A 25,562-nucleotide genomic window follows, 5' to 3' on the forward strand; every position below is an offset into this window, starting at 1 on the left:
GGCAGGGGAGCGTTCGATGCGCTGTAAGGATGAAAAACATCACTACAGTAGGAGTTACGCGGCAATAGTGATGAAAAATATCGCTACAGCTGAGTTTCAGGTCGGATTTGTCGGTTACGTAGGCAGTAAGCATGAAAACCATCACTACTGCAGACGAAATCCGAGAAATTGTCACAATAGTGATGAAAAACATCGTTACATCTGAGTTTCAGGTAGGATTTGTCGGTTACGTAGGCAGTAAGCGTGAAAAACATCACTAAAGTCGGCGGAATCCGAGAAAGCACCGCAATAATGATGAAAAACATCGTTACAGCTGAGTATCAGGTCGAATGCGTCGGTTACAGACACTGTAAGATTGAAAATGGACCTCTGTCAAGAAAGTAGACACCTGTTAAGTGAATTAACTAACTTTTTTGTAATAGTTTTCTTCAAATTTAACTGGTGAAAGGTAACCTAAAGAACCATGGATTCTTTTACGATTGTAAAAAAGTTCAATGTACTCGAACATATCTTGTTGTGCTTGGACTTTGGTCAAAAATCTCGTACAGTAAATAAACTCTTTCTTTAGCACGCTGTGAAAAGATTCGATGCAAGCATTGTCATAACAGTTGCCTTTCCGACTCATGCTAGCTCGCATATGGTATTTCTTAAGTCTTGCGCGGTATTCTTCTGATGCATATTGTGAACCACGATCGGAGTGATGCAGCAGTCCCTTAGGCGGTTTTTGAGCCTCATAGGCTTGATCTAAGGCAGCCAAAACTAAGTCGGTCGTCATACGGTCTCCGAGCTTCCAACCTACAATTTTACGTGTATATATGTCTAAAACACTAGCAAGATACAAACGGCCTTGACGGCACGGAACGTAGGTAATATCCGTGACCCAGACTTTGTTTGGCGCCGTTGTTTGGAAGTTTTGATTCAGCACGTTAGGCGCAATGGGAGAATCGTGCTTGGAATCAGTTGTTTGAACTCGAAACTTCCTGGATACACAGGAGCGAAGTCCAGCAGCTTTCATGAGTTTTCCTACCAAACGCTCTGATACCGTCCAGCCTTCACGCTGCAAAGTCTCTGTGATTTTAGGACTTCCATACCGTCCAAAATGGTCATGGAAGATGAATGTAATTCGTGCTAATAGAGCTGCTCTGCGCTTCTGGTAGCTGTTCATTAAGGCTTTTCCGTGCAACCATTTGTAATAACCACTCCGGGACACCTCAAGTGTCTGGCACATCTTCTCCACTGAAAATTCAGAGCGATGATCTTCAATGAACTGGAACCTTAGTTCCTTGGTCTGCTGAAGATGTGCACGGCCTTTTTTACAATCGCTAGTTCTTCTTCAGCTTCAGTTATCCGGCGATCTTTCTCTGCGAGTTCACGTTCCTTCTCCTTTAAGAGCTGCTCCAATTGACGAATTTTCTCTGGACTCGCAAGGGACTCACTTTCAAATTGACGGTACTTCGCTACCCATTGATGAAGAGTTCCCGCTGGAATGTTTAGCTCCTCAGCGATTTCCGCCACCGTTTTCGTTTGTTCTTGGATAAATCTCACCGTTTGTTGTTTAAATTCATCATTGTACCTTTGCCGTTGTTCACCCATTGTGAACACCTCCTCGTTATGTCTATTATCTTAAATTTGTTAACGAGGTGTCCACTTTTTATTCTAGTTGCAAAATCATCACTACAGTAAGCGGAATCCGAGAAAGCACCGCAATAGTGATGAAAAACACCGTTACAGCTGAGGTCTGCGTTTTTCTCCAGCAACAGACATAAAAAATGCCCTCAAGAGGAATCTTATGGGGAACAGAATGCATGTGAAACTGGCAAAGACAGAGGTTTCCCTTCTTTAAGCGGCAGCAATGAAATAGTTTGCGTAAATTCCGAACAATTATACAGACACCCCTATAATCGTTCGTTTTTCATTGACTTTGGCAAGGGGGACTGCTAAACTAAAGACGGTGAAAAAACCTTGATCGACAAGCCGGCCCCAGGCAGGTAACTCGAAATAAGGTCGTTTTTTCATGCCGAAGGGTAGGTTTCCTTCCTGCAGATCACTGCCGAAAGAGACCCAGTATTCCTTTGCGGTGAGTAAGTGAGAGTTAGCTCTCTTGTCTGTTGCCGCGTGTAGCAGTGAATAGAGGTAGTTGCATCACCAGAATCGCCAGAGAGAAAGTGCAATGGACGCTGAACGCTTTAGCGCTTTAATGAAGTCCAACTTTCCTCTGTGGTCTTACAGCCATAACGGCTCATTATGGGTGACTAGTCACCGTACGGAGGTAAGTGCATATGTCAACGGTTGTTGTTGTCGGTACGCAATGGGGAGATGAAGGGAAAGGTAAAATCACGGATTTCTTAGCGGAATCTGCTGAGGTTGTTGCGCGTTACCAAGGTGGTAACAATGCAGGCCATACGATCATTATCAGCGGGAAAAAGTACAAGCTGACGATGATTCCTTCCGGTATTTTTTACAGAGATAAAGCTTGTGTGATCGGGAATGGGATGGTTATTAATCCGGCTGCACTCATTGAAGAAATTAATTACATTCATGATAATGGTTTTACAACAACGAACCTGAATATCAGTGATCGCGCGCATGTCATTATGCCGTATCATTTGGTGCTTGATGGTCTGGAAGAAGATCGCAAAGGTGATAGCAAAATCGGTACGACCCGCAAAGGGATCGGCCCTTGTTATATGGATAAAGCAGCACGTAACGGGATTCGTATCGCGGATTTGATGGATGCAGAAGAGTTCGAATTGAAGCTTCGTCGTATCGTTGCTGAGAAAAACGTATTGATCGAGCAAGTCTACGGTTCGACAGGTCTTGATGTGGAGCCAATCCTCAGAGAGTACCTTGCGTATGCAGAAATCATTCGTCCATACGTGAAGGATACGTCCGTTATCTTGAACGAATATATCGACCAAGGTCGCAGAGTGTTGTTCGAAGGCGCGCAAGGCGTTATGTTGGATATCGACCAAGGGACATACCCGTATGTTACTTCTTCCAACCCAACAGCTGGCGGTGTGTGTATCGGTTCAGGCGTAGGCCCAACGAAGATTCACAACATCATCGGTGTGGCTAAAGCCTATACGACACGTGTCGGAGACGGTCCTTTCCCAACGGAATTGGACAATGAAATCGGTGCTTGGATTCGTGAAAAAGGCTTCGAATACGGTACAGTAACGGGTCGCCCTCGTCGTGTTGGCTGGTTCGACAGTGTTGTTGTGCGTCACGCAAGACGCGTTAGCGGCATCACGGGCTTGTCCTTGAACTCCATTGACGTTCTGACAGGTCTAGAAACGGTCAAAATTTGCACAGGCTACATGTACCGCGGTGAGTTGATTGAGCACTACCCAGCGAGCTTGAAAGCTATCTCCGAGTGTGAAGCGGTATACGAAGAGCTTCCAGGTTGGACAGAAGATGTTTCTGAAGCTCGTACGTTGAGTGATTTGCCAGAGAACGCAAGACACTATGTAGAGCGTGTATCTCAGCTTACAGGCATCCCGATCGCGATCTTCTCCGTAGGCCGTAACCGTGAACAAACGAATTTGGTTCGTCCTATCTACGCTTAAATCATAGATAACCTAAACAATCCTCTAGGCTGCTCTCGCAGCTTAGGGGATTTTTCTTTTTGCCTACAGGGATATAATGGCAGGGTTTTCGTCCATACTGGGAGGAGAAGGATATCTAGCTGTAAGCAATGTTAGGAGTGATATAAATCGTATGAAACTATTAACTTGGTTAAGTAAAATCGTCATAAGTACCGTCCTTATTACATCAATTACGATGTTTACAACATGGTACGTGGTGAACATGTACGTGGAGGATATATTTCGACAATATCAGCTACCAGCGATGGGTAAAAAGATTCAATTTGGTGAATTTGCGTCAAGATTGGCGGGAGAGCTGAATATAGTTAAGGGGAAAGACGAGGGGAAGAAGGCTGCAGTAGAAGTAACCCCAACAACGAAGCCTTCGCCAACTCCTAGTCGGGGCTCGTCAGGGGCCTTTCCAAGCCCGAGTTCAAGTCCAAATCCGAATGATCAACAACCTGTGGGCGGAATTAGTTCGTCAAGCCGCGGTGTAGACACATCGACTGTGAATCAAGACGATGCGGTAGCCGTGATGGGAAGCGCTCGAACGGAGGAGAGCGAGAAGAAGGATCTTGTTATGTCCACAGAGGATTTTGCGAAAAAGAAAGAAGCCCTCTCAAGCGATGATAAAATGAAAATATTTTCACTTGTTGTCGCTAAGCTCCCGCAGACCGAGGTGCAGACACTATCCGCGATCCTGGAAGATGGGATTACTACGCAAGAACTTGATGAAGTAAACGCGACACTTAAGAAGTATTTGAGTGACAAAGAGCTATCACAATTAACAGATATATTAAATAAGTACTAGGCTCAGGGGAAGTTGCTGACCAATGGATCTCAATCCGTAGCTTCCCTTCTAAGTTTCATGCCTTTTCGTCATTTCTCTTAACTTGCAGGCAAAACAGTTGGGATTTCGAACAAAAAAATAGACTTTTAGCGACTTCTTTTGGTGGTGGACACGAATCTATCACATGGTGATCGAGTATTTTGTTGAAATAGGCACGGAAAGTGTGTTAAATTTAACAAAAGAAAGATAGCATAATGGATATTATGTCTAATCAAGGTTTATTTATGTATCTACGAGTGTTTACTCTAGGGATGCAAAACCGTTCAAAGGGAGAAGATCATGACAGGTTTCAGGGGAATGCGTTTTGTCATGGATCTCGTTAAGAGATTCACGCCTAAGCGAGAAAGCTTGACCGGAAATGAATCATTATCAGACAAGCAGCTAGAGGAAGTTCAACCAGCCGATGTTCAGACATCCACGACACTAACGGTAATCAAACGACATAAATGGTCTCTTGCAGTAGGCGTAGGTGTTATTGCACTTACGGGAGCGATTACGTTCACCGGACATCAGTATGTAGAAGCTGGCATGGATGAAGTGTATCATGTGATGCTTAACAACCAAGAAGTGGGTATCGTAAGCGATAATAAGATAATTGATGAATATAAGAAGAACAAACCGTTAGATGTTCAGAAGAATTTCCCAGATGTTCATGTCGTACTCAAAACAGACGGAATCACCTACACGTCTGAAAGGGCTTACAATATGAAAACGGACGATTCTGCTGTTATTTCCTCGTTGGATCAATTACTCATACCGCAACCTGTGGGTGTGGCACTGAAAGTGGATGGCAAGACGATAGCGATTGTGAAGGATCAGGCAACAGCCGATCAAATTCTAAATCAAGTCAGCGAACCATTTACACCTAAAGGGAAAAATAGCGAAAAAGTAGCTGCCTTATCTACCGGTCTAGGTGAGGATATCTCAACAGCACCATCTGAGCTTGAAAAGGTGGAATTCGTTCAAAAGGTCGAAAAAGAGGAAGTGCCTATCGATCCAACGGATTTAGCTAAGCCAGAGGATGTCGTGAAGACCCTGCAAACTGGGGATGTTGCACCAGCGAAGTACACCGTTGTTGAAGGTGACTGCGTTTCTTGTATTGCGAAGAAATTAGGCATCACCAAGCAATTTATTTATGATAATAACCCAGGGCTTCAAGATGATAAGCTTAAAATTGGGAATCAGTTGGAAGTTACCGTGCTGAAGCCAACGCTTTCTGTGAAAACGACGGAGAAAATCGTAAAGAATCAAGAGATTCAGTATGATACCGAGTATGTGAAAGACGATTCGATGCGCTTAGGCGTCGTCCAACCGATTTCGCCAGGAAAGAATGGGCTTAAGAAAGTAACCATTCAAGTAACGAAGGTCGATGGTTTAATGACCGAAGAGCAAGTCGTAAATGAAGAAATCATTGATCAGCCCGTCACTGCCAAGGTGAAAAAAGGGACAAAAGTTATTAAAGGTGAAGGTACAGGGAAGTTCGCATGGCCTGTTATTTCTCCTAGTATCTCAAGTACATTCGGTTATCGTTGGGGCAAATTACATAAGGGCATCGACATCACAGGTAACAGAAATATTATGGCAGCAGATAACGGCAAAGTCATCGAAACGGGCTACAAGTCAGATTACGGCAATTATATTATTATTAACCACTTGAATGGATATGAAACACTATATGGACATTTAAGCCAAATTACTACGAAGTCAGGCACCATCGTCGAAAAGGGCGAAAAAATTGGAATTATGGGGAGCACAGGCGACTCTACTGGTGTGCATTTGCATTTTGAAATACACAGCAGCGGTAACTTGGAAAATCCTTTGAAATATTTGAACCGTTAAGATGAGATAAGAGGCAAGGTCGATCCGAACAACTCGGGGGGCCTTGTCTCTTTTTCAATCAATGTATGTTAAAATGAAGAAGAGTATGTAGGAAATTACTGTCTGAAAAACGGATCTAACTCTGGCAGTTGCACGCGTTCAGGCGTGTCAGCGTCAGTTACTTTATAGTAGGCGGTGGTCGTATGTTTGGGAAAATTCTCGTGGTGGATGACGAACAACCAATTGCAGATATTTTGAAGTTTAACCTAGAGAAAGAGGGCTATCAGGTCATCTGTGCGTACGATGGTGGAAGCGCTGTAGAGCTTGCGTTCTCGGAACAGCCGGATCTCATCCTGCTCGATCTCATGCTGCCTGTGAAGGATGGCATGGATGTATGCCGTGAGGTGCGCTCTAAGCTCAATACGCCGATTATTATGCTGACAGCGAAGGATACAGAGCTGGACAAGGTCTTGGGCTTAGAGATGGGCGCAGACGACTATGTGACGAAGCCATTCGGCACCAGGGAGCTGCTCGCCCGTGTGAAGGCGCATCTGCGCAGACAGACGAAGGTGCAAACGGCACCGAACGAGCCGGAGGCACAGCGGAATGGGATGCGCATTCATGCGCTTTTTATCGATAACGACATGTACATGGTTTACAAGGATGGAACACCCCTTGATCTGACACATCGGGAGTTCGAGCTCATTCAATATTTGGCCAAAAACTCCGGCAAAGTAATGACTCGTGAGCACCTGCTGCAAGCGGTGTGGGGCTTTGAATATTTCGGCGACGTACGAACTGTCGATGTGACGATTCGCCGCCTGCGCGAGAAGCTGGAGACGGATCCAAGTCGTCCAGAATATATCATGACGCGCAGGGGTCTCGGCTATTTGATGCGCAGTCCGAAAGCCGGAGGCTTCTAAACATGAAGGGCATCCGCTTCTTTCAATCGATTCAAGCGAAGCTAATTATTATTTATGTTCTGCTGATTCTGATCGCGATGCAGCTCATTGGGGTGTATTTCTATAAGACGGTAGAAACATATTTTAAGAATGATTTCCTAGCATCCCGCAATAGTCAGGTCACGCTGCTTGCTGGCTTCGTTGAATCGTATTTGACGGGGGATCAGGAGAGCAAGAATGYGACAGAGGGTAAGAAAACCTACGCGGATTTGAATGAATTCGTGAGCAATCTTTTTTCCATTAATAATGCGGAAATTCAAATCATTGATGCGAATGGTAACGTGATTAGCACGTCGGTCGCGAGTCATTTGAAGCAAAAAAATACACAGCCAGAAGTCATTCGTGCCTTGCAAGGGATTAAGGATAATCAACGGATCTTCACGGACGAGGATGGGTATCGGAAGGTTATTATCGCAAAGCCAGTCGGCAGCGGGGCCCGTGTCTTAGGGGCGGTGTACATCATCGCCTCCATGGAAGATGTGTACAAGACGATTCGTTCGATTAACCGAATTCTCATTTCGGCGACGTTGATTGCGCTGGGGTTAACTGCTTTATTAGGTGTTCTCTTAACGAGCACGATTACGAACCCTATTAAAGAGATTACGAAGCAGGCAACAGCTGTAGCTGAGGGGAATTTTGATCAACAGGTCATCATTCAAGGGACCGACGAGATCGGTCAGCTGGGGCAGACCTTTAATTTCATGATGAATCGACTGAAAGAGGCGCTCTCGCTCAATGAAGAAGAGAAGGAGAAGCTAGCGTCCATTCTAACGAATATGAATGACGGCGTTATTGCTACGGATGATAGAGGACAAGTAATCGTATTGAATCGCCGGGCGAAGCAGATCTTGCAAGTGGAAGAGGAAACAACGCTGGGATTGGATATATCCGAAGTCATCGGGATTCCGATAGATACGATCCGCGGCTTAGTGACGGGGCAAGTCAATACGACGCTGCTGGATATTCAGCTGCCAGATGACGAGGATGAAAAGCTGTCGGTTCGTATTACGTTTACGCCGATTCATAAGCGTGGTGAGGGCCAGCACGGGATCATTGCGGTGCTGCAGGACGTAACGGATCAGGAGAAGCTGGAGCAAGCCAGACGAGAGTTCGTGGCTAACGTCTCTCATGAGCTGCGCACGCCGCTGACGACGATCAAGAGCTACCTCGAGGCGCTCGATGACGGAGCGATTGAAGAGCCGCAGCTGGCGTCACGCTTCATCAGCGTGACGCGCAGCGAAACCGAGCGGATGATCCGCTTGGTGACGGATCTCTTGCATCTCTCGCGACTAGATTCGAAACAGTCGATGATGAGCAAGTCCTCGACGCTCGTCAGCGAGATGCTGGAGGAGGTCGCGGACCGGTTTTCTTTTCAGCTGCAGCAACGGAAAATTCAAATTATGTTACACGTGGAATATGGCGTAACGAGTCTCTTGCTTGATCGTGATAAAATTGATCAGGTGCTCGATAATTTGGTATCCAATGCGATTAAATATACCGGCGACGAAGGTACGATTCGCTTGGAAGCTCGCAAGATTGATAAAGAGATACTGGAAATATCCGTACAAGATAACGGAATGGGGATTCCGAAGAAAGACCTTTCGCGGATTTTCGATCGTTTCTATCGCGTAGATAAAGCACGCTCTCGCAACATGGGAGGCACAGGATTAGGTCTGTCCATTGCCCGGGAAATAGTGAAAGCACATGGTGGAACAATTGCATTAGAGTCAGAGTTGGGTCAAGGAACACGCGTCCTATTTACATTGCCAATTAGGCAGGAAGAGGAGGGGGAAGTATGATAGAGAGTCTGAAATCGGTCTTGCTCGTTCTATTGATTGGAACAAGCTTGTATCAGAGCTTTATCCTAGCTTCATATAGTCCTCCGAAGATTGAGCCCATTAAGCAAAGCAACTATGTGCAGACAGAAACGCTCGGTAAGCAAGCGGAGCTAGCTGATATGCTATTTCCTGATCAACTCATCATTCACCTAGGAAATCAACAGCATTCCGTGTTGTACCCAAGCAATTACTACTACACCAGATTGCTGGATAATATTAAGCAACGTAGCTTCAGAGGCTTCCGTAAGACGTCCATGTATCTCGTCAATGTGAATTGGGAAGAAGTTCGGACCAAGCAGCTGGGCGTGGAGATTCGATTCAGGGAAGGAATTCCCTTCACCATTCTTCAGCAGCTGTTCCGAATTGAAGGTGAAATTCCCGTTGAGAATGATAAAATTACGAAGATTTGGATCTACTCCAAGGGGACAAATGATGAGGTTCGTGCGTTCTTCTTCACGGATTCGCCAGGTGTTGGTTATGAAGTCATTGGAGCGGATTTCACGAGCAAGGACGTTGAGAATTTCGTGGCCTACGGGGAACCAAGCAATTTATATAAGACCACGAATAGCGGAGATTATTATCTACCGTTGAAGACGCTGCATCTACCTAGCTATACATTTACTTATACGCAGCTTACGGCGGATCAATTGAAGCAAAGCTTGTTCGTAGACCCCGGCATTACACGCTATCTGAAAGAACGGGATGGCTCGGAGATCTACACGGATAGCAAGCGCGGTTTCCAACTGAATCGAGACCAGCGGTGGGTGACGTATTTCGATCCGGTAGCACCAGCGGCTAGTAAAACCGAGGTGTTGGAAGATTTGATGGCTGGCATTAAATTTATCAATCAACATATTGGTTGGGATGGGAAATATATGGTAGCCCGCACGCCAGAAAAGCAGTTGGACAACCAGACCTTCATATTCCGCCAGTACTATGAATCACTTCCGATTGTGACCGCACAGCCAGAAGGCTTTGGAACGATGAATATGCAAGTACAGAAAGGTGTTATTTCAGGATTCGAACGATCGATGGTGATTCCCGATTTGAAGTCGGGGCAACGCAAAGAGAATGAGTTGATGTCGGGCGAAGCCATAGAGCAACGATTACAGTATTATCAACGTCGATCCAGCATCGTTTCTATATTCCCAGCGTATCGTCCGGTTATTATGGAGAAGACATTAACATTAACGAGTACGTGGGCAATCGAGCTGCGTGACGGAACCTATGATTTTATTGAATAGACAGGATGACAAGGAAGGGTTGGTGAGATTATGAATTGGAGTAGGGCAAAGTCGATTTTGATCGCTTCATTTTTACTGTTGAATATGATTCTCGGCTTCCAGCTGTGGTCCACCAATCGTTCCAATCAGACTGGCGTATCCTTGGATCCATCTAGTACTGTGGAGGATTTGAACCGTGCGCTCCGCAACAAAAATATTCGGCTTGCGGACGAGCTTCCAACTGATCCGCCTAAGTTGAAAGTCATCACGGTGAAATATGATGATAGTATTAAGCCAGGCGAGGAGAGAACGCTCAAAACGCCACTTTACATGAGCGCACTGCTCGGTAAAGGCGCAAGCAAAGAGGTTCAGTCGCTGTCGGAGATTCCAAACTTTACGATGTATCAGCTAGACTCAGCGATTAGTCGAGACGGAATCTATGTATTTTCCCAATTGTATAGCAAGATTCCACTATTTGATGTGATGGTCGAGCTGAATGAGAAAAATGGAGAAATTACCAGTTACCGTCAAGCTTTCGTTGAAGTAGAATCAGAGGTAGAACAGACGGAGCAGAAGATGATTTCGGCCCAATTAGCGGTCCGCAGCTTAGTGGACAATTATTTAAGCGATGGCTCTATTATTACCGAGGTTCGGTTGGGGTATCACGGACAACCTTATAACTCGCAAACACAGCCGATGTATCCGCACTGGCGCATAACGATTGATAACGGAGATATTTATTATTTACAAGCTTTCAATGGCGCGGTGGAGAAGGGGGCAGCACTTACCCCATTTGGCTTGAAGGTTGATGGAGAGACATCCACTGGTTCTCCAGCTCCAGGTGCAAAGAACACACCGAAGAAGTAACACTAGCAAGGAATAACCAACTGGCACACAGGTAGGCATAGAGGAGTAGGGAAGATGGGAATTCGATTTACGGTGTTATCAAGTGGTTCAACGGGGAATGCAACAGTTGTCGATAACGGTGAAGTTAAGCTGCTGATTGACGTAGGCTTCAGTGCGAAGAAGATGGAGCTGCTCATGAAGGAGCGGGAGCTCGCCGCGAGTAGTATTGACGGTATTCTCGTCACGCACGAGCATTCTGATCATATTAAGGGACTCGGTGCGTTCGCTCGGAAATATGATGTGCCGATATACGCCAATGAAAAGACGTGGGTTGAGTTAGATCGCCAAATTGGCGTGATCGCCGAAGGCAACAAGCGTGTGATGGATACAGGCGGCGTAGAGGAGTTCGGCTCATTGAAGGTGGAATCCTTCGGGATATCTCATGATGCGGCGGAGCCGGTGGGTTACGTCTTTTATGAAGGCGAACAGAAATTAAGTGTCGTAACGGATCTCGGGTATATGAGCGAAAAAGTGAAAGAAAAGATCTCGGATTCGGATGCCTTGGTTCTCGAAACCAATCATGATGTGGACATGCTGCGCGTGGGGCATTATCCATGGAGCATTAAGCGACGTATTCTCGGAGACAAGGGACATTTATCCAACGAAGCCGCAGGGGAAGCGCTCTGTGATATCATGACGAATAAGACGAAATCTGTCTATATGGCGCACCTTAGCCGTGATCATAACTTAATGGATTTGGCCAGGCTAACCGTGAATAACATAGTACAGGAGCGAGCGCCTGAGGCGAAACAGCTGCGGCTGATGGATACATATTTTGACCGTTCTACGAAATGGGATGTATTGGATTCGGAGTAAGTGCAGCGTCGAGTTCCTGGGACTTGAGCTGGATTTCTTGCGCGGTAATAAGACCTTTATCAATCAAGACCTGAATAAGAGATGAGAGAACGAGCGATTGGTGATAGTGGCTTTCCTTAAGGTCAGCAAGCTTGCCGATCATATTAATTTCTTCAAAATGGGATGGAATACGGTTCATAGTGGCATTCTCCTTTAAATAAGGTCTAGTGAGAAAAATTTCTATCGAAGCCTATGTGGAAAAATTTCGTAACACTCTAGTAATTCGGTGAGAGATTTGGTTTACTATTATTGTAGGCAAGAAGCGAGCGAAACATTCCTATATTTTGTGAAAAAACAATCGCAGGGTGATGTCTTCGTGACCCCATCCATGGATTGAAATAAAGCAAGGCGAGTGAGCTTCAAACCCCGTCAGCGAGGAGGGACCTGAAATGAGTTTGTTTGATGATGATTTTTATTCGACCAAAAGGTCCAGAAGGCGCGAGCCGGTCTGGCGTCCCAAAGGGACAGGGAATTTCACGAGTTTCACAAGCTTCGCTGGTCGAAGACGGTATGTAGCCCTCATCGCAGGACTCATTGGGGCACTAGGCATGCTCATCATGGTAGGAATTGTCCACGCTATTGGAGGAAGTAACTCATCAGGAAACGCACTTGCGATTCCTGTGGTAGCCAAAGCGGATGTGCATCCGATGAATAGCAATGACTCGGTTGTTGCAGCGACGGAGAGAATAAAACCAGCCGTAGTCAGTGTCATCTCTTCGAAGAAGGACGATGCGGGGCAGGAAACAGGCATTGGTATCGGGTCAGGTGTCATGTTCGCACGCAGCGGTGATAAAGTTCGCATTGTGACGAATAGCCATGTTGTGGAGAATGGAAACCAGTTCGAAATCGTGAACTTCGAAGGCGAGCATCGCAAAGCTACGTTGGTTGGCCGCGATCGGATTACCGATTTGGCTGTACTAGAGGCAGATGGCAAAGATGTGAAAATACTTGCTGAGTTTGGCGATTCCGATAAGCTAAGAGCGGGCGAGATGGCGATAGCCGTGGGTAATCCGCTAGGCCTTGGCTTCTCACCAACCGTGACGCAAGGCATCGTTTCTTCACCGAAGCGGACGATACCTGTCTCACTTTCACGCGAAGGTACCGACTATGACTGGGAAATGGACGTCATCCAAACGGATGCCGCGATTAATCAAGGCAACAGCGGAGGACCGCTGGTCAATATCGAAGGCAAAGTGATCGGCATCAATTCGATGAAGATTTCGGACACAGGCGTTGAAGGTTTAGGCTTTGCGATTCCCATTAATAGTGTGACACCGATTATTGATAGTCTCATCAAGGACCACAAGGTGAAACGACCGTTGATTGGGGTGTCGACGCAGGAGCTGCAAGCTTTTAAGGGGACGGATGTATTAAAGCTGCCTGCGGATGTCAAAACTGGAGTTATTGTCTTCGACGTCTCTGGCCCTGCGAAAGAAGCGGGACTGAAGGCTCAGGATGTTATCGTGCAGCTGGACGATCGCAAGATTGAGAGCACGATTGGGCTGAGGAAGTACCTTTACAATGAAAAGAAAATCGGCGATAAGATCAACGTGGTGTACTATCGCGGCGGGAAGAAGCTGACGACGGTGCTGACGCTGGTTGAGGCGACGGATAAGTAGTGGAAGTGTAAGTGCAAGAACTAGTGCAAGAACTAGTGCAAGAACTAGTGATAGATTAGAAATCTACAGAACCGTTGCGGATGAGAGGTACTAAACATGCATGTCGTTTGTAAAGATCATGTGGAAATAGCCATAGATGAATTTGTTGATGAGTATGAGGAAGCGCCAGACGTGGTGGATTTGCAGAAAACCCACTTCGCCCACTGGGCACCGCCTGAGCACTGCGAGCATTGCCAGTCATTATCACGTTTTCTTATCGTGTGAGGGAGGCCTAAGGGCCTCTTTTTTCTGTGCAGAATTTATAAGTTGTGGGGTATGTGGGAGGGGAAGTCGGAACCGCCCCAAATAAACACACTAATGTTATTGGTTTTCTTGCATAAGCTCGATAAAATGCTGGGCTGCTTTGGATACATGGCGATCCTTCAGCCATATTAATCCGGTTGCTAATTTGAGCTGACTATCTGCGATTTCATAAGCTTGGAACGCATATTCGCGATGCAATTTAATAATGGACTCGGGTACAATCGTTGTTGCATCTCCAGAGGATACCCAGTCCAATAGCGTGACCATATCGGAACATTCCCCGATTACGTTAGGCTGCAAACCGCGTTCGTTGAATCGATCGATGATACTATGATACAACCCAAGACCCTCTGTACTAGGCAAAATGAGCGGATAACGTTGAATATCAGCGTAAGTGAATGCCTGTGATTCCGACGCGAAGGATTTAGCTGTAACGAAATAAAAAGGTTCAGATTGCAGCTGGATGACTTCAAAATCACTTAATTCCATCGGGAGCCGGATGATAGCAAGCTCGATGGTATGTTCTCGAATAAGCCGGAGCAGCTGTGCGGATTCATTCTGTTGTATTTTATACGTAACCTCTGGGTAGCGGGTTTTGAAAATACGTAGCAATTGCGGCAGTTGGGCCGAGGACAGTGTGTTAACGCCTATTCGTAACTTGCCGCGCGTACCCTTGCCGATCTCTTTTACATCATTCTCGGCTTCCTCTATAAGCTTCGTCAAATATAGGGCGTGTTTATATAACGCCTGTCCGGCTTCGGTCAGTTCGATGACTTTACCTGTTCGTAGAATGAGCTCGACACCCAACTCTTGCTCCATGAGCTTCAATTGTTGTCCTAGCGGGGGCTGCGTCATGTGCAGTCTTTGGGCGGCAGCCGTAATTTGCTTCTCTTCAGCGATTGCGATGAAATAACGAAGTTGGCGAATATCCATCGTAGTGACGATTCCTTTCCAAACGATAAAAGTATGAAAACCAAAGGATATAGATATTTTTCGTATACTTAACGATATGATACCATAGAAACCGACAGAAAAGGGGGAGCCTTTATGCTTCGGAAGTATCATTCCAATCCGTATCTACATGTTCTACAATGGTTTATTTTTATGACCGCTAGTTCCGTGGCACTTCCTATCGTAATTGGTGGTCTTTTTCATTTGTCTCAGGACGAAATTGCCTCGTTGATGCAGCGTACATTTTTCGTAGTTGGACTTAGTTCAATGCTGCAAGCAGCACTCGGGCATCGATTCCCGATCGTGGATGGTCCAGCGGGTTCATGGGTAAGCGTGTTTGTCATGATGGCCGGTATCTCCGCGAACCAAGGTCACACGGCCAAAGAAGCACTGCAAGTTCTAGAAGGCGGACTGCTAATGGCCGGTGTGCTGTTGTTTTTACTGGGCATAACAGGCCTCTTTTATAAACTCCTTAATCTATTTACACCACTCGTGACGAATTTATTCTTGTTCATCTTGTCTTTGCAGCTGAGTGGTGTGTTTCTGAAAGGCATGTTCGGCTTGAAAGCAGGGCAAGGGGCCGTAGATTATGGAACGATTCTGATCTCGTTAGCGGTGTTCGGTGGCGTGGTGTTCCTGAATGTAAAAGGGAAAGGATGGACGCGCAACTACGCCGTACTGCTAGGGATTACCGGCGGTTGGGTGCTTCAAGCATTGGCCGTCGGAGGGGTCTCTACTTCTGGCTCGGCTTCCGGTGCATGGATCAAGCTTCCCGATATTTGGGCATGGGGATTACCCCAGTTGAATCCAGGCATGGCTCTAACGGCCGCGCTATTTACGCTGATCCTTGTTTCAAATCTTGTTGCCGCTATTACAGCGGCTCAGCAGGCTGTCCCGCGGAAGGAGCTTCCTGGCAAGAATGTCTACAACCGGGCTAGCCTCATTGCAGGCGTATCTCACGGACTTTCGGCTTTGTTTTCCGCTGTCGGTGTCGTTTCGCTTCCGGTTACGGCGAGTTTTATCAGAATGACGGGGCAAACGAGAAGAATGCCGTTCCTCATCGCCTGCGTGGCGCTCTCGGCCATTGCTCTTGTCCCTTCGATCGTTCATTTCCTTGCTCAGCTGCCTACGTCCGTAGCTAGTGCGGTCTCGTTAGCGACTTTCGTGCAAATGACCAGTAACTCATTCTCTTCCTTATCGCGCGTCGTTCAAACACAGCGCCAGTTGACGATTCTGGGAATCGGAATTCTGGTCGGTGCCGGATTCACCCTCATCGCGGCTTCACCAATGCCTGAGCTTCCTGTAGTCATGCAGTATGCGTTTGGTAACGGGCTATTAGTTGCCACTGTAGTGGTCATGGCCCTTGAGCGGTTCTGGCAGACGGACCCGAAATTGATCGTTTCGAACTAAAAGAAAGAGCCAAGTTCCTCTAGGGAGGAAACTGGCTCTTTGTTCTGTTTATCGAGCTTTCAGGTAATCAATCAGAATGTTCTTGAGAATAGTCAACTGCTGCTCGTTGTCCAGATCGGACTCCAGTAGGAGAATGTTTTTCTGCAGTGACAGTTTTTTGGAAAAGAGACCGAACGTGTTAATGATCGTAGTCAAGGTCTCCTTGACCGGAAGGTCTGATCGAATTGACCCGTCTTCGATGCCATTTTGAATAATCCTGCCATACTCACGTGAGATCTTCCGGTTTAAGGCATTGAAGTCGAGAATACCCTCCAACGGTTCCAGTGAGTGCGACGCGTAGCTTTCAAAATCGACCATGAATTTGATGCTCGAATCGTTCTGATCTTCGATAAAGGCATCGAATAAACGTTCAAGCTTATCAAGACAAGACAGGGGCTGGTCAGCGACATATTGAAAACGATGAAGCATCGGTTCAAGCAATTTGGTAGCTACGGCAACGATCAGTTTTTCTTTTTTGGGAAAATACCGAAATAAGGTTGCGATGCCGATATTCGCGTCACTGGCGATATCCTGCATGGTGGTTTTTTCGATTCCCTTCAGCGTAAATACACGCTCAGCTGCGTCGAGAATCAGATATAGTCGTTGCTGCTTGCCGTCAAATCGTTCTTTCTCGTATCTTGCTTTCGGATCCATGAGGGTTATTAACCTTTCAACTGAGGTATTTCAATACAAGTATTATATCGACTGGGTATTCTTTCAGCAAGTGGAAGTTGAGTTCATAATACCGTGGTGATATAATAAATATTGTAGTGATAGTAATACTATCATTTATGTAATAATTTAAAAATTTCATTTCATAAAAGGAGAGATCGCAATGACTCGTCTTACTAATAAAGTTGCCATCATTACCGGAGCAGGCAGTGGTATGGGCCGTGAAGAAGCACTATTATTTGCCAAAGAAGGGGCTATGGTGGTAGCAACAGACATTAACGAAGCTGCTGTACAAGCTGTTGTGAAGGAGATTGAAGCTGCCGGAGGTCAAGCCATAGCTTATGCACACAATGTTGTTTCTGAAGAAGAATGGATCAAAGTAGTCGAGGGAGCTGTTGCGACTTACGGCAAAGTGGACGTCTTGGTCAATAATGCGGGTATTTCCCTTGCAGTTGGATTGCTGGATACGACCATTGAACAATGGAATAAAGTCATGAATATTAACCTGACGAGTACGTTCTTGGGCATGAAGCACGTTATTCCACATATGCAAGTGAATAAGGGTGGGTCCATCGTCAATATTTCCTCTATCGCAGGACTAACTGGCAGCAGTGGAGCGGGTGCGTACACGGCTTCCAAAGGTGGCGTCCGCATGCTAAGCAAAGCGGCTGCTGTGGATTTTGGCAAGGATCACATTCGTGTCAATTCAGTTCATCCTGGCTTTATCGAAACGCCGATGAGCTCTGAATTTGTAAATAATAAGCAGATGCTGCAATGGTTCTTGTCTCAGACTGCATTGCCAAGAGTCGGGCGCGCATCTGAGGTAGCCGAAGCTGTATTATTCCTGGCTTCTGATGAGTCAGCCTATATTACAGGTGTTGAACTGCCTGTCGATGGCGGCGTTACAGCTAAATAAAGATTCGTATGCGATCAACGAAGGGGGATTCGATATGAGACGCCTGGAAGGCAAAGTAGCGTTAATAACGGGAGGAGCCTCCGGTATTGGCTTATCATCAGCCACTTTAATGGCCAGAGAAGGTGCCAAATTCGTTATTACCGATTTCAATGTCGATGCTGCGAAAGAAGCAGCAAGAGAAGATCATTAACGAGGGTGGAGAAGCCGTCGGCATATTCTTGGATGCCTCTAATGAGGACTCGATCAAACATGCGGTCGATTTTACGGTTACACAGTATAGTACCTTAACAGAATCCGAGCATAGCGGACTTTAATCAGTTTTTGGCGCAAGTTTAATTTAAATAGTGAGTAAAGAAGGCCTAGAGTTGGTATAACTCTGGGCTTTTTGGTATGAATGAGAGCTATTGGTACGTATATGCATCGAATGGTATGATGGGAGGAATGAATGGTTACATGAGAGAAAAGAATGAATATTTGATTGAATGGGACAAAAATGATTGAGATAAGTGAAGGGGTACGTTATGCATATACAGATACTGACCGTTGGAAAATTAAAAGAGCGCTATCTCGTGGATGGGATCGCGGAGTATGTGAAGCGTCTTGGCCCGTATGCCAAGATGCAGATGATTGAGGTGCCGGATGAGAAGGCACCTGAGAACATGAGCCCTGCTGAGGAGCAGCAGGTGCGGGATCGTGAGGGCGCACGGCTGCTGGCTGCGCTGCGCCCGGATGTGTACGTCGTGGCGCTGGCCATCGACGGCGAGATGTGGTCGAGCGAGCAGCTGGCGAGCTCGCTCGATAAGTTGGCCACCTATGGGCGGAGCCAGGTGGCCTTCGTTATAGGCGGCTCGCTGGGACTGTCCAGCGAGCTGCTGCGCCGTGCGGATATGCGGCTGAGTTTTGGCCGCATGACGCTGCCTCACCAGCTGATGCGGCTGGTGCTGGTGGAGCAGATTTATCGCGCGATGCGGATAAATCGGGGGGAACCTTACCATAAGTGACGGCGAAAATAAGCCTTTAGGCGAGCGGCTAGAAGCTATTGAATTAATGGACAGGTGTGGTTTCACTGACTACATGAGGATGACTGCAAGGTTTGTTGCCCCATTTTATACGTAGGGCAGTTGCTTCACTGGTATCCATATTATCGCTCCTTATCGACATTCTCCCCATAACTATACATTTAATGTTCGAATTTAGCATGGATATCCGGTATCCTGTTATAAATTTATAAGCTAATTAAGAAATTGAGGGAGAGGGAGCTTAACTATGACTATGCCCACAAAAGCTCAGATTTTCGAACATTGGATGGACTGGTTAGATAGAAGTGGATTCGACTGGGGCGAGCCATGTTGCTGGGCCTGTAAGCGCCATTTCGATACTAAACATGATTTGAAAAAGGCTAGTGCTAACCGTTTAGAAATTATAAAAAACTGGGAAAAGGCACCTCTCCAACGTTGCCATATTATTGCACGTCAATTTGGCGGAGAGGACATCCCGGAAAATCTATTTCTGATGTGTAAAAGCTGTCATGATCGGGCTCCAAAAACAAAATCTCGTGAGGCATTTTTAAATTGGGTTGAAAGACAAGATTACACAACACTGATTCAAGAAGATATATTGAGAGAGCTGAGGAGTTTTGAACTCTTAGACCGAATTGATGATGTAAATGAAATACTGACAGATAAAGCTTTAATGAAACGCTTCTTTAGTAATTCTGGCGTTCATATGAATCAAACTAAGGGCGGATCGGAAATTACCCTTTCAAGCATATTTGTTCAGATAGCTGAGGAACTGAATAGACGCAGCTAGACACACATTTTCCATTAGCTTGTCTTGCTTGTGTTCATCGTAATCCGCTTGATATACATGTGCAGCAACGTTTTTCGCTGTTCGTATGAAGCGGTGGTGAGTCCCTTGCTCCGGGTACGGCAAGCAACCATCGCTGCGACACACTTCGGACAGCGGATCAGCCCGGACAGCAGGAACTCACCGTCAAAGAAGCGAGATGGCGTGAACGACTTCTTCTGGAGAAGGAACTGGACTCTCTCCCATAATGTATGTATCGTGGATAATGGCTTCATGTTCTCCATCGGATATAATCGGCTCATCACTCTTGCCTCGTCTGCGCTTGTTGCTCCAGTTCTCATAGCGGTTATATCGAAGGCTTCTTTAAATTTCTTTTGCATATTCAGTATTTTCAAATGCCATCGTAAGACGCGGCAAAGGTATGCTTACCTTTTTTGCTTCTCTCACAACTTCAAGTACCGCAAAACCTGCTTTACTATTGTTGTATTCCACAAAAAGTCGCGGTAAGCTGCCTTTTGCAAAAATAATCTTGTTAAAAAGTGTGCCGAGAAGTCCCGGTGGAATTTTAGTCAGCAGGAGAGAAATGGTATCAAGCTTTGCACCTCTTGCTTTAAGTACAGGAATCATTTCCCTCATATTCAACCCAAGATTGGAAAATGAGTCACTATGGTTCATGAGCGCTGGAAAACTTCCCCGTTTTAACACCTCGGCTTCCATCGCTGCATTCATGGCAAAGTGATTCCATAGCCAGTTTTGCATATCCTTTACCCAGCTAATTTTAAAATGGGCACTTTCAAAACATTCCTTGACCAATTGGTTAATAGGTTCAGTGCCTGTCCGTGGTTTTTCTAGAAATACCATTTTCAAAAAGCCGCCTCTAAGCTTATTGTCCGCTATGCCGCCTCCTGCTCCGGGGAAGCCAAAGACAACATTGTTCATAGACAATGGTGCGATCGATGACTTTAGGTCTTGCCAAATGTTATTGAATATGAGGATAGGGGTATTTCCTGCGGCAGTTGATAGGAATTGTGCTACTTCTGGGAGTTGTTCCGTGTTGACGCTCACAATAATGAGATCATTATTTCGAAGGATCTCCTCATGTAGTTTGACGTTCCAGCTTTCTTTTATTAGCTTTTTCCCTTTTCGTGCGTCCCACATTTCAAGCTCGATACTGCTTCCGAAGGTTTCTTTCCTCCCCTTTCTAACGTAAAACTCAACTGTATGACCTGCCTGTTCGAAAGCCCACGCATATTGGGTCGATATTACACCTCTACCGAAGAATAAAATTTTCATGTTAGACTCCCCCAAAGAGTTGATATTCCTTATTGATGATCAAACAACGTGTTGTATAATAATATTGTATGGATTCACTATACGGACATCAACCATCAGATTTTCAATATCTGTCGGATCATCTATTGAACCGGAAATGGAGACAAAGCATGAACAAGCAACCTGAAATTACGGACAAAACCAGGCAGACCTTTATAAATGTGTTCTGTGATTTATATAGCCAAAAGCCAATTGAAAAAATATCTATTCAAGAGATTGCCAACAAGTCAGGATATAACCGCAGTACATTTTATCAATACTTTACAGATATTTATGAGTTGTTGGACTATGTTGAAGAGAAGGTTTTGAAATCCATTAACGAGGAAATGGCAAACAGGGAGCTTTCAACGCATACTTTCCAAGATGCGCTTCAATGCTTGGAAAGTACAGAAGATATTTCTGTCCTAAAAGCCCTCCTGGGTGACTATGGTTCTGTTCATTTCGTTGAACGCCTGAAAAGAGAAATTCCCTTTGAGAGATTGATTGTGAATCTTCCAACAAATGATATCTTAGCGCCATACCTGATTGAGTTTTATATATCAACATTGCTATCTTTGTTTCGCCTTTGGATACGCAACGGCAAAGATTTATCGTCGGAAGAATTGGTCAAGCTGATAGATAGCCTATTCGCAAATGGGATAACGCCGTTTCATATCTTTGGCACGGTCAAGAAAGAGTAAAATGTCAAAAGATAACCAAGCTCGTCCTCCCGTTGGCTCGATCAGAGAAGATGGTTGTTATCCCATCGACCTGACAGTCCGGGCAGTCTATCGGTTGGGCCGTCGCAGCTGGGGAAGAAGGCTGACCTTCATGTTGCGCCTGATGCGAAAATCGATTGGACCGTATTCGATGCCTTTTCTACGCCGGCGGGTTCACTCTGGCCACGATATCTGCATTATACGGGAAGTGACGCAGGCGGGCGATTAACCCTGAAGCTTCCGAAGCGATGTTTCCTTCTGGGCGTGTCCGGCAATTTATCACGTTTCTCGGGCACAGGCGATATGCCATCTTCTCTGACACTGGCGCCGCGTACCGGTAGACGCAAGAATGACACCCCATTCTTGATGCCCGACCTGGGTGAGCTGCACCAAGTGACGAGCCTTGCCTTACATAATGCACCGCTGGGGCAGCCCATCTCGCTAGCATTTCTGAGCCGCTTCCCAAACCTAAACTCACTACATTTCAATTGCGGAAGCCTGAATGGTGGGCTGCCGAGTTCGGACGCCCGTTCTCGTCCTGGCCTAAACATCTGGCCAAGCTGGCTAACGAAGCTTACATCGTTGCCCTGGCAAACCTAGCACAGGCCGGCAGCTTTGCCGAAGCCGAGGCGGCAATTACTGCGTTCACCATGCGTTTCAACACGCTCAAAGGCATCGAAACCACCGAACGAGAGGACCTTGGTGAAGCCGTTTGGCAGCTCAGCCAGGCTGATCACCTGATTAGCCAGCCTATAACGGAAGATATGGCTCTACGCTGGTTCGATTTAGCGCGCAAATACTGATTTATATGAGAACAATGTGGTCGGATATCACAGTACGGTCGCTAAACCGCCGGAAAAGGAGGAGGCCGAATGGATAAAAAAGCCCAAAAGATATTGCTGAATACCTTCTGGTCTTCAAGGGGGTGGAAAGACGGACCGTATGCCTTTGCTGGCGAGGACTTCAACTATGCCAAGAGCAAAGGGCTTATGTTCGATCCTATAACGATCCATCATGATGATCTCATTAAGCGATTGCACGAATTGCATCAGGAGATTACTAAGGAACGGGTAGCCGCTGCGTTCCTGCACAGTCTGTCTACGAGAAAAGTCTATCTGAGGAGCTCCCTTTCAAGCTGGGCTCTGACTTCCGGATTGCCTTTGCATACCTATGAATAGCGGAGCTCGGTGGGGACAAATACCAGCAGCTGCGGGGATTGTAATTATCATCAACTCATGGCGGATCGGGAATATGTGGAGGAGGATTTAAATGTGCTGAATTTCGAGCGGGTCAAATGGGGGGGCGTCCGTTTGAACGATCTTCTGTATTGTTGGCTGGACCTCGAACTACTCAGTAGAGAGGAAACAATGGAATGTACGGACGAGGATGTGGCCATCCTTTACAACATGCTCGAAGCGATTCGGAGCTGTGCGGACAATGAGAGCGCCCGGATGTTGGAGAAGCGTTGGAAGAATGCGATGGTTTGTAGCAAACAAGAACGGGATGTGGTGATGGAAGTATGGGGATATGCCGGATTGCTGACGCGGTGTGATACGCCCCATAAACATAGAGGTGCAGGTCATGATTTTAACTCCGTTTCGAAGTGGCAGGGGGATGATACTCCGAAGAAGCGCTTGACTATTACTTCGGGGCTTACGCTCTTTAGACGATACGGAGAGCCGTATCATCCACCGGAAATCCGGGGCTCGGGCTCTGTTCCATCCGCCGTTCCTGGGGAGGGTGGGTAATGTTATACTTGTTGAGGGGGTGTATAAAAACAGAATAAAAGTAAGTTTTGCCTCATTAAATTTTCGGCTAAGGTTCTGTATGATCTTCTTATCCGATGTCAATTTGCGGATCGATCGTTGAGGCTTTCATTTTGAGAGCGCTTTATTTGCACCGAAGGGCGCTAAACGACGCTCAAGGAGTTAGCCAATTTACGATGGGGGCATTCCCTATTCGCAATACCGAGCGATAAAGGGAAACTACCGGGAGCGGGAAGGAGGAAAAACAATCTTTGCGTTGAACAGGCCGATTTCCATACGAGCGATGCTGCTAACCGTTTTTTTGCTTCTTATGCTGTTTCCTTTGGTCGTCATCACCTATATCACGTACGAGAAACAAAACGGGATTTTTCAAAAGCAGGTCAGCCAATATTTGCTGCAGACCGTCAGTCAGACCCAGCGAGCGTTGGAAGCGGATCTTACGGAGATCGACCGGCTTACGTGGCCCTTGCTGTATCAGCGCCCGCTCGATTTTCTGGACAAGCCCATCAATACCCCGTACTTGCTGCAGGAAGCGAATCAGAAGTTCAAAGAGTTGATGTATTCGGACCTGCTGCGGGGCCGGCTGGATCATATCCGCGCCGTTTATTTGATCACCCMGAACCGAACGGTGCTGTCCACGGACAACGCCTTTCAATCTTACGAACAGTTGGATGTCGGAAATTTCAACTATATTGTCGAACAGATTCAGATGAAGCCGCTTAAAATGAGTTGGTTCAGCGACAAGTGGGCGATTTATCGGGCCAAGGACGGCTTTAAGACCCCGGTGCGCGATTCCGTGACGGCGGCGAGGCAACTCATCGACAGCAATACGTCCGAACTGAGAGGGTATCTGTTCATCCAATTGAACGATCGCTTTATCGACGATAGTCTAGCCCCAGTCCGAATCGGCTCGACCGGGGCTCTCATGTTGTCCGACGCGGCGGGGGACGACATTTATCGGCAGCAGTCGGCCTTGTTCGATGAGCCGGGCATTGAGGGTTTGGTGAAATCGCTGTCGCATCCCGCAGAGGCAGTCGGTAAATTCGCAGGAAGATGGTTGACGGCCCACGAAACGTCTGCAGTAAGCGGCTGGAGAATGACAGCGGTTGTTCCGTTAAACGAGCTCATGAGCCCGAATCAGAAAATTTTGAAATACTTGCTCGTCATGGCGGGTTTGGGCGCGGTCATCTTCACCATTGTGTCCGTTCTCATGGCAACCGCGATATCCAAGCCGGTCATCAATTTGGCCAAGCTGATGTCGTCACCTTCAATCGACCAGCTGCAGGTGCGTGAAATTCAGGGTTCCGTTCAGGAAATTGGCGTCCTGCAGCGCAATTTCAACCGATTGATGCAGCGGATTCAACAGCTGATCCAAGAGAACGAGCAGCAGGAGAAGGAGAAGCGGAAGGCGCTTCTTCAAGCGCTCCAAATGCAAATCAAGCCGCATTTTCTGTACAATACGCTCGACACGATCTACTGGATGTCGAAGAAGCACAAGGCGGAACCGATCAGCAAGCTCGTGACCGCGCTGGGCAAGTTTTTCCGGTTCACCTTGAACGCGGAGCAGGAATGGACCACTTTGCAGATGGAGCTCGAGCATATCGAAAACTATTTGCAAATTCAATCATTCCGCTACCGGGATCGGCTTCAATATGAAATCGTCGCCGATCCGGATACAAAGGATACGAGAATTATGCCTCTTCTCCTGCAGCCGATTGTCGAGAACGCACTCGAACACGGTATATCCAAGGTTGGCGGGGGCGGCAAAGTCACGATCCGCGCCTTCAAGAAGGGCGAATGCGTAAACATCGTCATCCACAATACCGGGCGGAAAGTCGATATGGAGCGGGTCAGCCTTCTTTTGCAGGAATCGTCCAATGAGCATCTGGGGCTTCGCAACGTCCAGCAGCGCATTTCCCTGGCATTCGGCCAAGATTACGGCATCCGTCTGGAAGCGGGCGAAGCGGAAGGGACGGCGGTAACGGTTTGCATTCCCCACAACGAATTGAATTAG

At 46.7% G+C, this 25,562-nt stretch carries 23 protein-coding genes and 3 pseudogenes; 19 read left to right on the forward strand and 7 right to left on the reverse strand.

What is annotated here, in order from left to right:
- Window positions 1-400: 400 nt before the first annotated feature.
- On the reverse strand, window positions 401-1,264 hold the full coding sequence (locus tag AB4114_RS20145) for an IS3 family transposase (RefSeq protein ID WP_441990153.1): 864 nt from the start codon (window positions 1,262-1,264) through the stop codon (window positions 401-403).
- An 11-nt stretch (window positions 1,265-1,275) separates the two neighbouring features.
- Entirely contained in the window at window positions 1,276-1,593 is a 318-nt protein-coding gene (locus AB4114_RS20150; RefSeq protein ID WP_441990050.1) for a transposase, read from the reverse strand.
- Between the two features lie 686 nt (window positions 1,594-2,279).
- Between AB4114_RS20150 and AB4114_RS20155 the strand changes: the two genes are divergently transcribed.
- The 8 genes from AB4114_RS20155 to AB4114_RS20190 all read left to right on the forward strand — a co-directional run bounded on the left by AB4114_RS20155 (window position 2,280) and on the right by AB4114_RS20190 (window position 11,997).
- Window positions 2,280-3,566 carry an adenylosuccinate synthase gene (locus AB4114_RS20155; RefSeq protein ID WP_171636278.1) on the forward strand — a complete coding sequence of 429 codons (1,287 nt, stop codon included), beginning with the start codon at window positions 2,280-2,282 and terminating at the stop codon, window positions 3,564-3,566.
- A gap of 151 nt (window positions 3,567-3,717) precedes the next feature.
- Window positions 3,718-4,395, forward strand: coding sequence for a hypothetical protein (locus AB4114_RS20160; RefSeq protein WP_441990051.1), 678 nt, complete (start codon window positions 3,718-3,720; stop codon window positions 4,393-4,395).
- A 318-nt stretch (window positions 4,396-4,713) separates the two neighbouring features.
- Entirely contained in the window at window positions 4,714-6,273 is a 1,560-nt protein-coding gene (locus AB4114_RS20165) for a peptidoglycan DD-metalloendopeptidase family protein (protein ID WP_441990052.1), read from the forward strand.
- A gap of 182 nt (window positions 6,274-6,455) precedes the next feature.
- Complete coding sequence (gene yycF / locus AB4114_RS20170) at window positions 6,456-7,175, forward strand: response regulator YycF (RefSeq protein ID WP_056622616.1); 720 nt, start codon at window positions 6,456-6,458, stop codon at window positions 7,173-7,175.
- Window positions 7,176-7,177: 2 nt separating this feature from the next.
- Window positions 7,178-9,013, forward strand: a complete 1,836-nt coding sequence (gene walK / locus AB4114_RS20175) for a cell wall metabolism sensor histidine kinase WalK (RefSeq protein ID WP_441990053.1) — start codon at window positions 7,178-7,180, stop codon at window positions 9,011-9,013.
- On the forward strand, window positions 9,010-10,296 hold the full coding sequence (locus AB4114_RS20180) for a YycH family regulatory protein (RefSeq protein ID WP_441990054.1): 1,287 nt from the start codon (window positions 9,010-9,012) through the stop codon (window positions 10,294-10,296). The genes walK and AB4114_RS20180 overlap by 4 nt, the downstream gene beginning before the upstream one ends.
- 30 nt (window positions 10,297-10,326) lie before the next feature.
- Window positions 10,327-11,142, forward strand: coding sequence for a two-component system regulatory protein YycI (yycI, locus tag AB4114_RS20185; protein ID WP_441990055.1), 816 nt, complete (start codon window positions 10,327-10,329; stop codon window positions 11,140-11,142).
- A 54-nt stretch (window positions 11,143-11,196) separates the two neighbouring features.
- Window positions 11,197-11,997, forward strand: coding sequence for an MBL fold metallo-hydrolase (locus tag AB4114_RS20190; protein WP_171636271.1), 801 nt, complete (start codon window positions 11,197-11,199; stop codon window positions 11,995-11,997).
- Here the strand turns inward: AB4114_RS20190 and AB4114_RS20195 are convergent.
- Complete coding sequence (locus tag AB4114_RS20195) at window positions 11,966-12,175, reverse strand: hypothetical protein (RefSeq protein ID WP_056622608.1); 210 nt, start codon at window positions 12,173-12,175, stop codon at window positions 11,966-11,968. The two genes, AB4114_RS20190 and AB4114_RS20195, sit on opposite strands and share 32 nt — an antisense overlap.
- Window positions 12,176-12,425: 250 nt before the next feature.
- Between AB4114_RS20195 and AB4114_RS20200 the strand changes: the two genes are divergently transcribed.
- Both AB4114_RS20200 and AB4114_RS20205 read left to right on the forward strand, forming a co-directional pair.
- Window positions 12,426-13,655 (forward strand): S1C family serine protease, encoded by a 1,230-nt coding sequence (locus AB4114_RS20200; RefSeq protein WP_441990056.1) that lies wholly within the window; start codon window positions 12,426-12,428, stop codon window positions 13,653-13,655.
- 96 nt (window positions 13,656-13,751) lie between these two features.
- The gene (locus AB4114_RS20205) at window positions 13,752-13,919 is read left to right on the forward strand and encodes a CxxH/CxxC protein (protein ID WP_063795715.1); all 168 of its coding nucleotides are present in this window, start codon (window positions 13,752-13,754) and stop codon (window positions 13,917-13,919) included.
- Window positions 13,920-14,015: 96 nt separating this feature from the next.
- Here AB4114_RS20205 and AB4114_RS20210 read toward each other — a convergent pair whose 3' ends face one another.
- On the reverse strand, window positions 14,016-14,891 hold the full coding sequence (locus AB4114_RS20210; RefSeq protein ID WP_441990057.1) for a LysR family transcriptional regulator: 876 nt from the start codon (window positions 14,889-14,891) through the stop codon (window positions 14,016-14,018).
- A 114-nt stretch (window positions 14,892-15,005) separates the two neighbouring features.
- Between AB4114_RS20210 and AB4114_RS20215 the strand changes: the two genes are divergently transcribed.
- Entirely contained in the window at window positions 15,006-16,319 is a 1,314-nt protein-coding gene (locus AB4114_RS20215; RefSeq protein ID WP_441990058.1) for a purine/pyrimidine permease, read from the forward strand.
- Window positions 16,320-16,367: 48 nt separating this feature from the next.
- Here the strand turns inward: AB4114_RS20215 and AB4114_RS20220 are convergent, their stop codons facing one another.
- Window positions 16,368-17,012: a TetR/AcrR family transcriptional regulator gene (locus AB4114_RS20220; protein WP_441990059.1), complete on the reverse strand. Its 645-nt coding sequence runs from the start codon at window positions 17,010-17,012 to the stop codon at window positions 16,368-16,370.
- Between the two features lie 181 nt (window positions 17,013-17,193).
- Between AB4114_RS20220 and AB4114_RS20225 the strand changes: the two genes are divergently transcribed.
- The 4 genes and pseudogenes from AB4114_RS20225 (at window position 17,194) to AB4114_RS20240 (ending at window position 19,755) form a co-directional block, all read left to right on the forward strand.
- The gene (locus tag AB4114_RS20225; protein ID WP_441990060.1) at window positions 17,194-17,946 is read left to right on the forward strand and encodes an SDR family NAD(P)-dependent oxidoreductase; all 753 of its coding nucleotides are present in this window, start codon (window positions 17,194-17,196) and stop codon (window positions 17,944-17,946) included.
- Window positions 17,947-17,980: 34 nt separating this feature from the next.
- Window positions 17,981-18,236: pseudogene (locus AB4114_RS20230) on the forward strand (SDR family NAD(P)-dependent oxidoreductase); the annotation flags it as partial.
- Window positions 18,237-18,467: 231 nt separating this feature from the next.
- Window positions 18,468-18,947 (forward strand): 23S rRNA (pseudouridine(1915)-N(3))-methyltransferase RlmH, encoded by a 480-nt coding sequence (gene rlmH, locus AB4114_RS20235; protein WP_056622595.1) that lies wholly within the window; start codon window positions 18,468-18,470, stop codon window positions 18,945-18,947.
- Between the two features lie 265 nt (window positions 18,948-19,212).
- A complete protein-coding gene (locus AB4114_RS20240; RefSeq protein ID WP_441990061.1) occupies window positions 19,213-19,755 on the forward strand; it encodes an HNH endonuclease in 543 nt (180 codons plus the stop codon).
- A 14-nt stretch (window positions 19,756-19,769) separates the two neighbouring features.
- On the opposite strand, the gene AB4114_RS20245 is transcribed toward AB4114_RS20240, so the two are convergent.
- Both AB4114_RS20245 and AB4114_RS20250 read right to left on the reverse strand, forming a co-directional pair.
- Window positions 19,770-20,132, reverse strand: a complete 363-nt coding sequence (locus tag AB4114_RS20245) for a hypothetical protein (RefSeq protein ID WP_441990062.1) — start codon at window positions 20,130-20,132, stop codon at window positions 19,770-19,772.
- Window positions 20,116-21,045 (reverse strand): ketopantoate reductase family protein, encoded by a 930-nt coding sequence (locus tag AB4114_RS20250; protein ID WP_441990063.1) that lies wholly within the window; start codon window positions 21,043-21,045, stop codon window positions 20,116-20,118. The genes AB4114_RS20245 and AB4114_RS20250 overlap by 17 nt, the downstream gene beginning before the upstream one ends.
- A gap of 149 nt (window positions 21,046-21,194) precedes the next feature.
- Between AB4114_RS20250 and AB4114_RS20255 the strand changes: the two genes are divergently transcribed.
- The 4 genes and pseudogenes from AB4114_RS20255 to AB4114_RS20270 all read left to right on the forward strand — a co-directional run bounded on the left by AB4114_RS20255 (window position 21,195) and on the right by AB4114_RS20270 (window position 25,562).
- Window positions 21,195-21,764, forward strand: coding sequence for a TetR/AcrR family transcriptional regulator (locus tag AB4114_RS20255; protein ID WP_441990064.1), 570 nt, complete (start codon window positions 21,195-21,197; stop codon window positions 21,762-21,764).
- 1 nt (window position 21,765) lies between these two features.
- Window positions 21,766-22,585 (forward strand): annotated as a pseudogene (locus tag AB4114_RS20260) (hypothetical protein).
- Between the two features lie 69 nt (window positions 22,586-22,654).
- A pseudogene (locus AB4114_RS20265) lies at window positions 22,655-23,448 on the forward strand (hypothetical protein).
- A 356-nt stretch (window positions 23,449-23,804) separates the two neighbouring features.
- Window positions 23,805-25,562, forward strand: coding sequence for a sensor histidine kinase (locus AB4114_RS20270; protein WP_441990065.1), 1,758 nt, complete (start codon window positions 23,805-23,807; stop codon window positions 25,560-25,562).

This window comes from Paenibacillus sp. 2RAB27 (assembly GCF_052115445.1).
GTDB lineage: Bacteria > Bacillota > Bacilli > Paenibacillales > NBRC-103111 > Paenibacillus_E.

Excerpts from the sequence above, each read along its gene's own strand:
- AB4114_RS20150 (WP_441990050.1), bottom strand. The coding sequence starts at position 1,593 with ATGGGTGAACAACGGCAAAGGTACAATGATGAATTTAAACAACAAACG.
- AB4114_RS20225 (WP_441990060.1), top strand. The coding sequence starts at position 17,194 with ATGACTCGTCTTACTAATAAAGTTGCCATCATTACCGGAGCAGGCAGT.
- yycI (WP_441990055.1), top strand. The coding sequence starts at position 10,327 with ATGAATTGGAGTAGGGCAAAGTCGATTTTGATCGCTTCATTTTTACTG.
- AB4114_RS20190 (WP_171636271.1), top strand. The coding sequence starts at position 11,197 with ATGGGAATTCGATTTACGGTGTTATCAAGTGGTTCAACGGGGAATGCA.
- AB4114_RS20215 (WP_441990058.1), top strand. The coding sequence starts at position 15,006 with ATGCTTCGGAAGTATCATTCCAATCCGTATCTACATGTTCTACAATGG.
- AB4114_RS20245 (WP_441990062.1), bottom strand. The coding sequence starts at position 20,132 with ATGCAAAAGAAATTTAAAGAAGCCTTCGATATAACCGCTATGAGAACT.
- rlmH (WP_056622595.1), top strand. The coding sequence starts at position 18,468 with ATGCATATACAGATACTGACCGTTGGAAAATTAAAAGAGCGCTATCTC.
- AB4114_RS20200 (WP_441990056.1), top strand. The coding sequence starts at position 12,426 with ATGAGTTTGTTTGATGATGATTTTTATTCGACCAAAAGGTCCAGAAGG.
- AB4114_RS20210 (WP_441990057.1), bottom strand. The coding sequence starts at position 14,891 with ATGGATATTCGCCAACTTCGTTATTTCATCGCAATCGCTGAAGAGAAG.
- AB4114_RS20250 (WP_441990063.1), bottom strand. The coding sequence starts at position 21,045 with ATGAAAATTTTATTCTTCGGTAGAGGTGTAATATCGACCCAATATGCG.
- AB4114_RS20155 (WP_171636278.1), top strand. The coding sequence starts at position 2,280 with ATGTCAACGGTTGTTGTTGTCGGTACGCAATGGGGAGATGAAGGGAAA.
- AB4114_RS20165 (WP_441990052.1), top strand. The coding sequence starts at position 4,714 with ATGACAGGTTTCAGGGGAATGCGTTTTGTCATGGATCTCGTTAAGAGA.
- AB4114_RS20220 (WP_441990059.1), bottom strand. The coding sequence starts at position 17,012 with ATGGATCCGAAAGCAAGATACGAGAAAGAACGATTTGACGGCAAGCAG.
- AB4114_RS20180 (WP_441990054.1), top strand. The coding sequence starts at position 9,010 with ATGATAGAGAGTCTGAAATCGGTCTTGCTCGTTCTATTGATTGGAACA.
- AB4114_RS20255 (WP_441990064.1), top strand. The coding sequence starts at position 21,195 with ATGAACAAGCAACCTGAAATTACGGACAAAACCAGGCAGACCTTTATA.
- AB4114_RS20160 (WP_441990051.1), top strand. The coding sequence starts at position 3,718 with ATGAAACTATTAACTTGGTTAAGTAAAATCGTCATAAGTACCGTCCTT.
- AB4114_RS20205 (WP_063795715.1), top strand. The coding sequence starts at position 13,752 with ATGCATGTCGTTTGTAAAGATCATGTGGAAATAGCCATAGATGAATTT.
- yycF (WP_056622616.1), top strand. The coding sequence starts at position 6,456 with ATGTTTGGGAAAATTCTCGTGGTGGATGACGAACAACCAATTGCAGAT.
- AB4114_RS20195 (WP_056622608.1), bottom strand. The coding sequence starts at position 12,175 with ATGAACCGTATTCCATCCCATTTTGAAGAAATTAATATGATCGGCAAG.
- AB4114_RS20240 (WP_441990061.1), top strand. The coding sequence starts at position 19,213 with ATGACTATGCCCACAAAAGCTCAGATTTTCGAACATTGGATGGACTGG.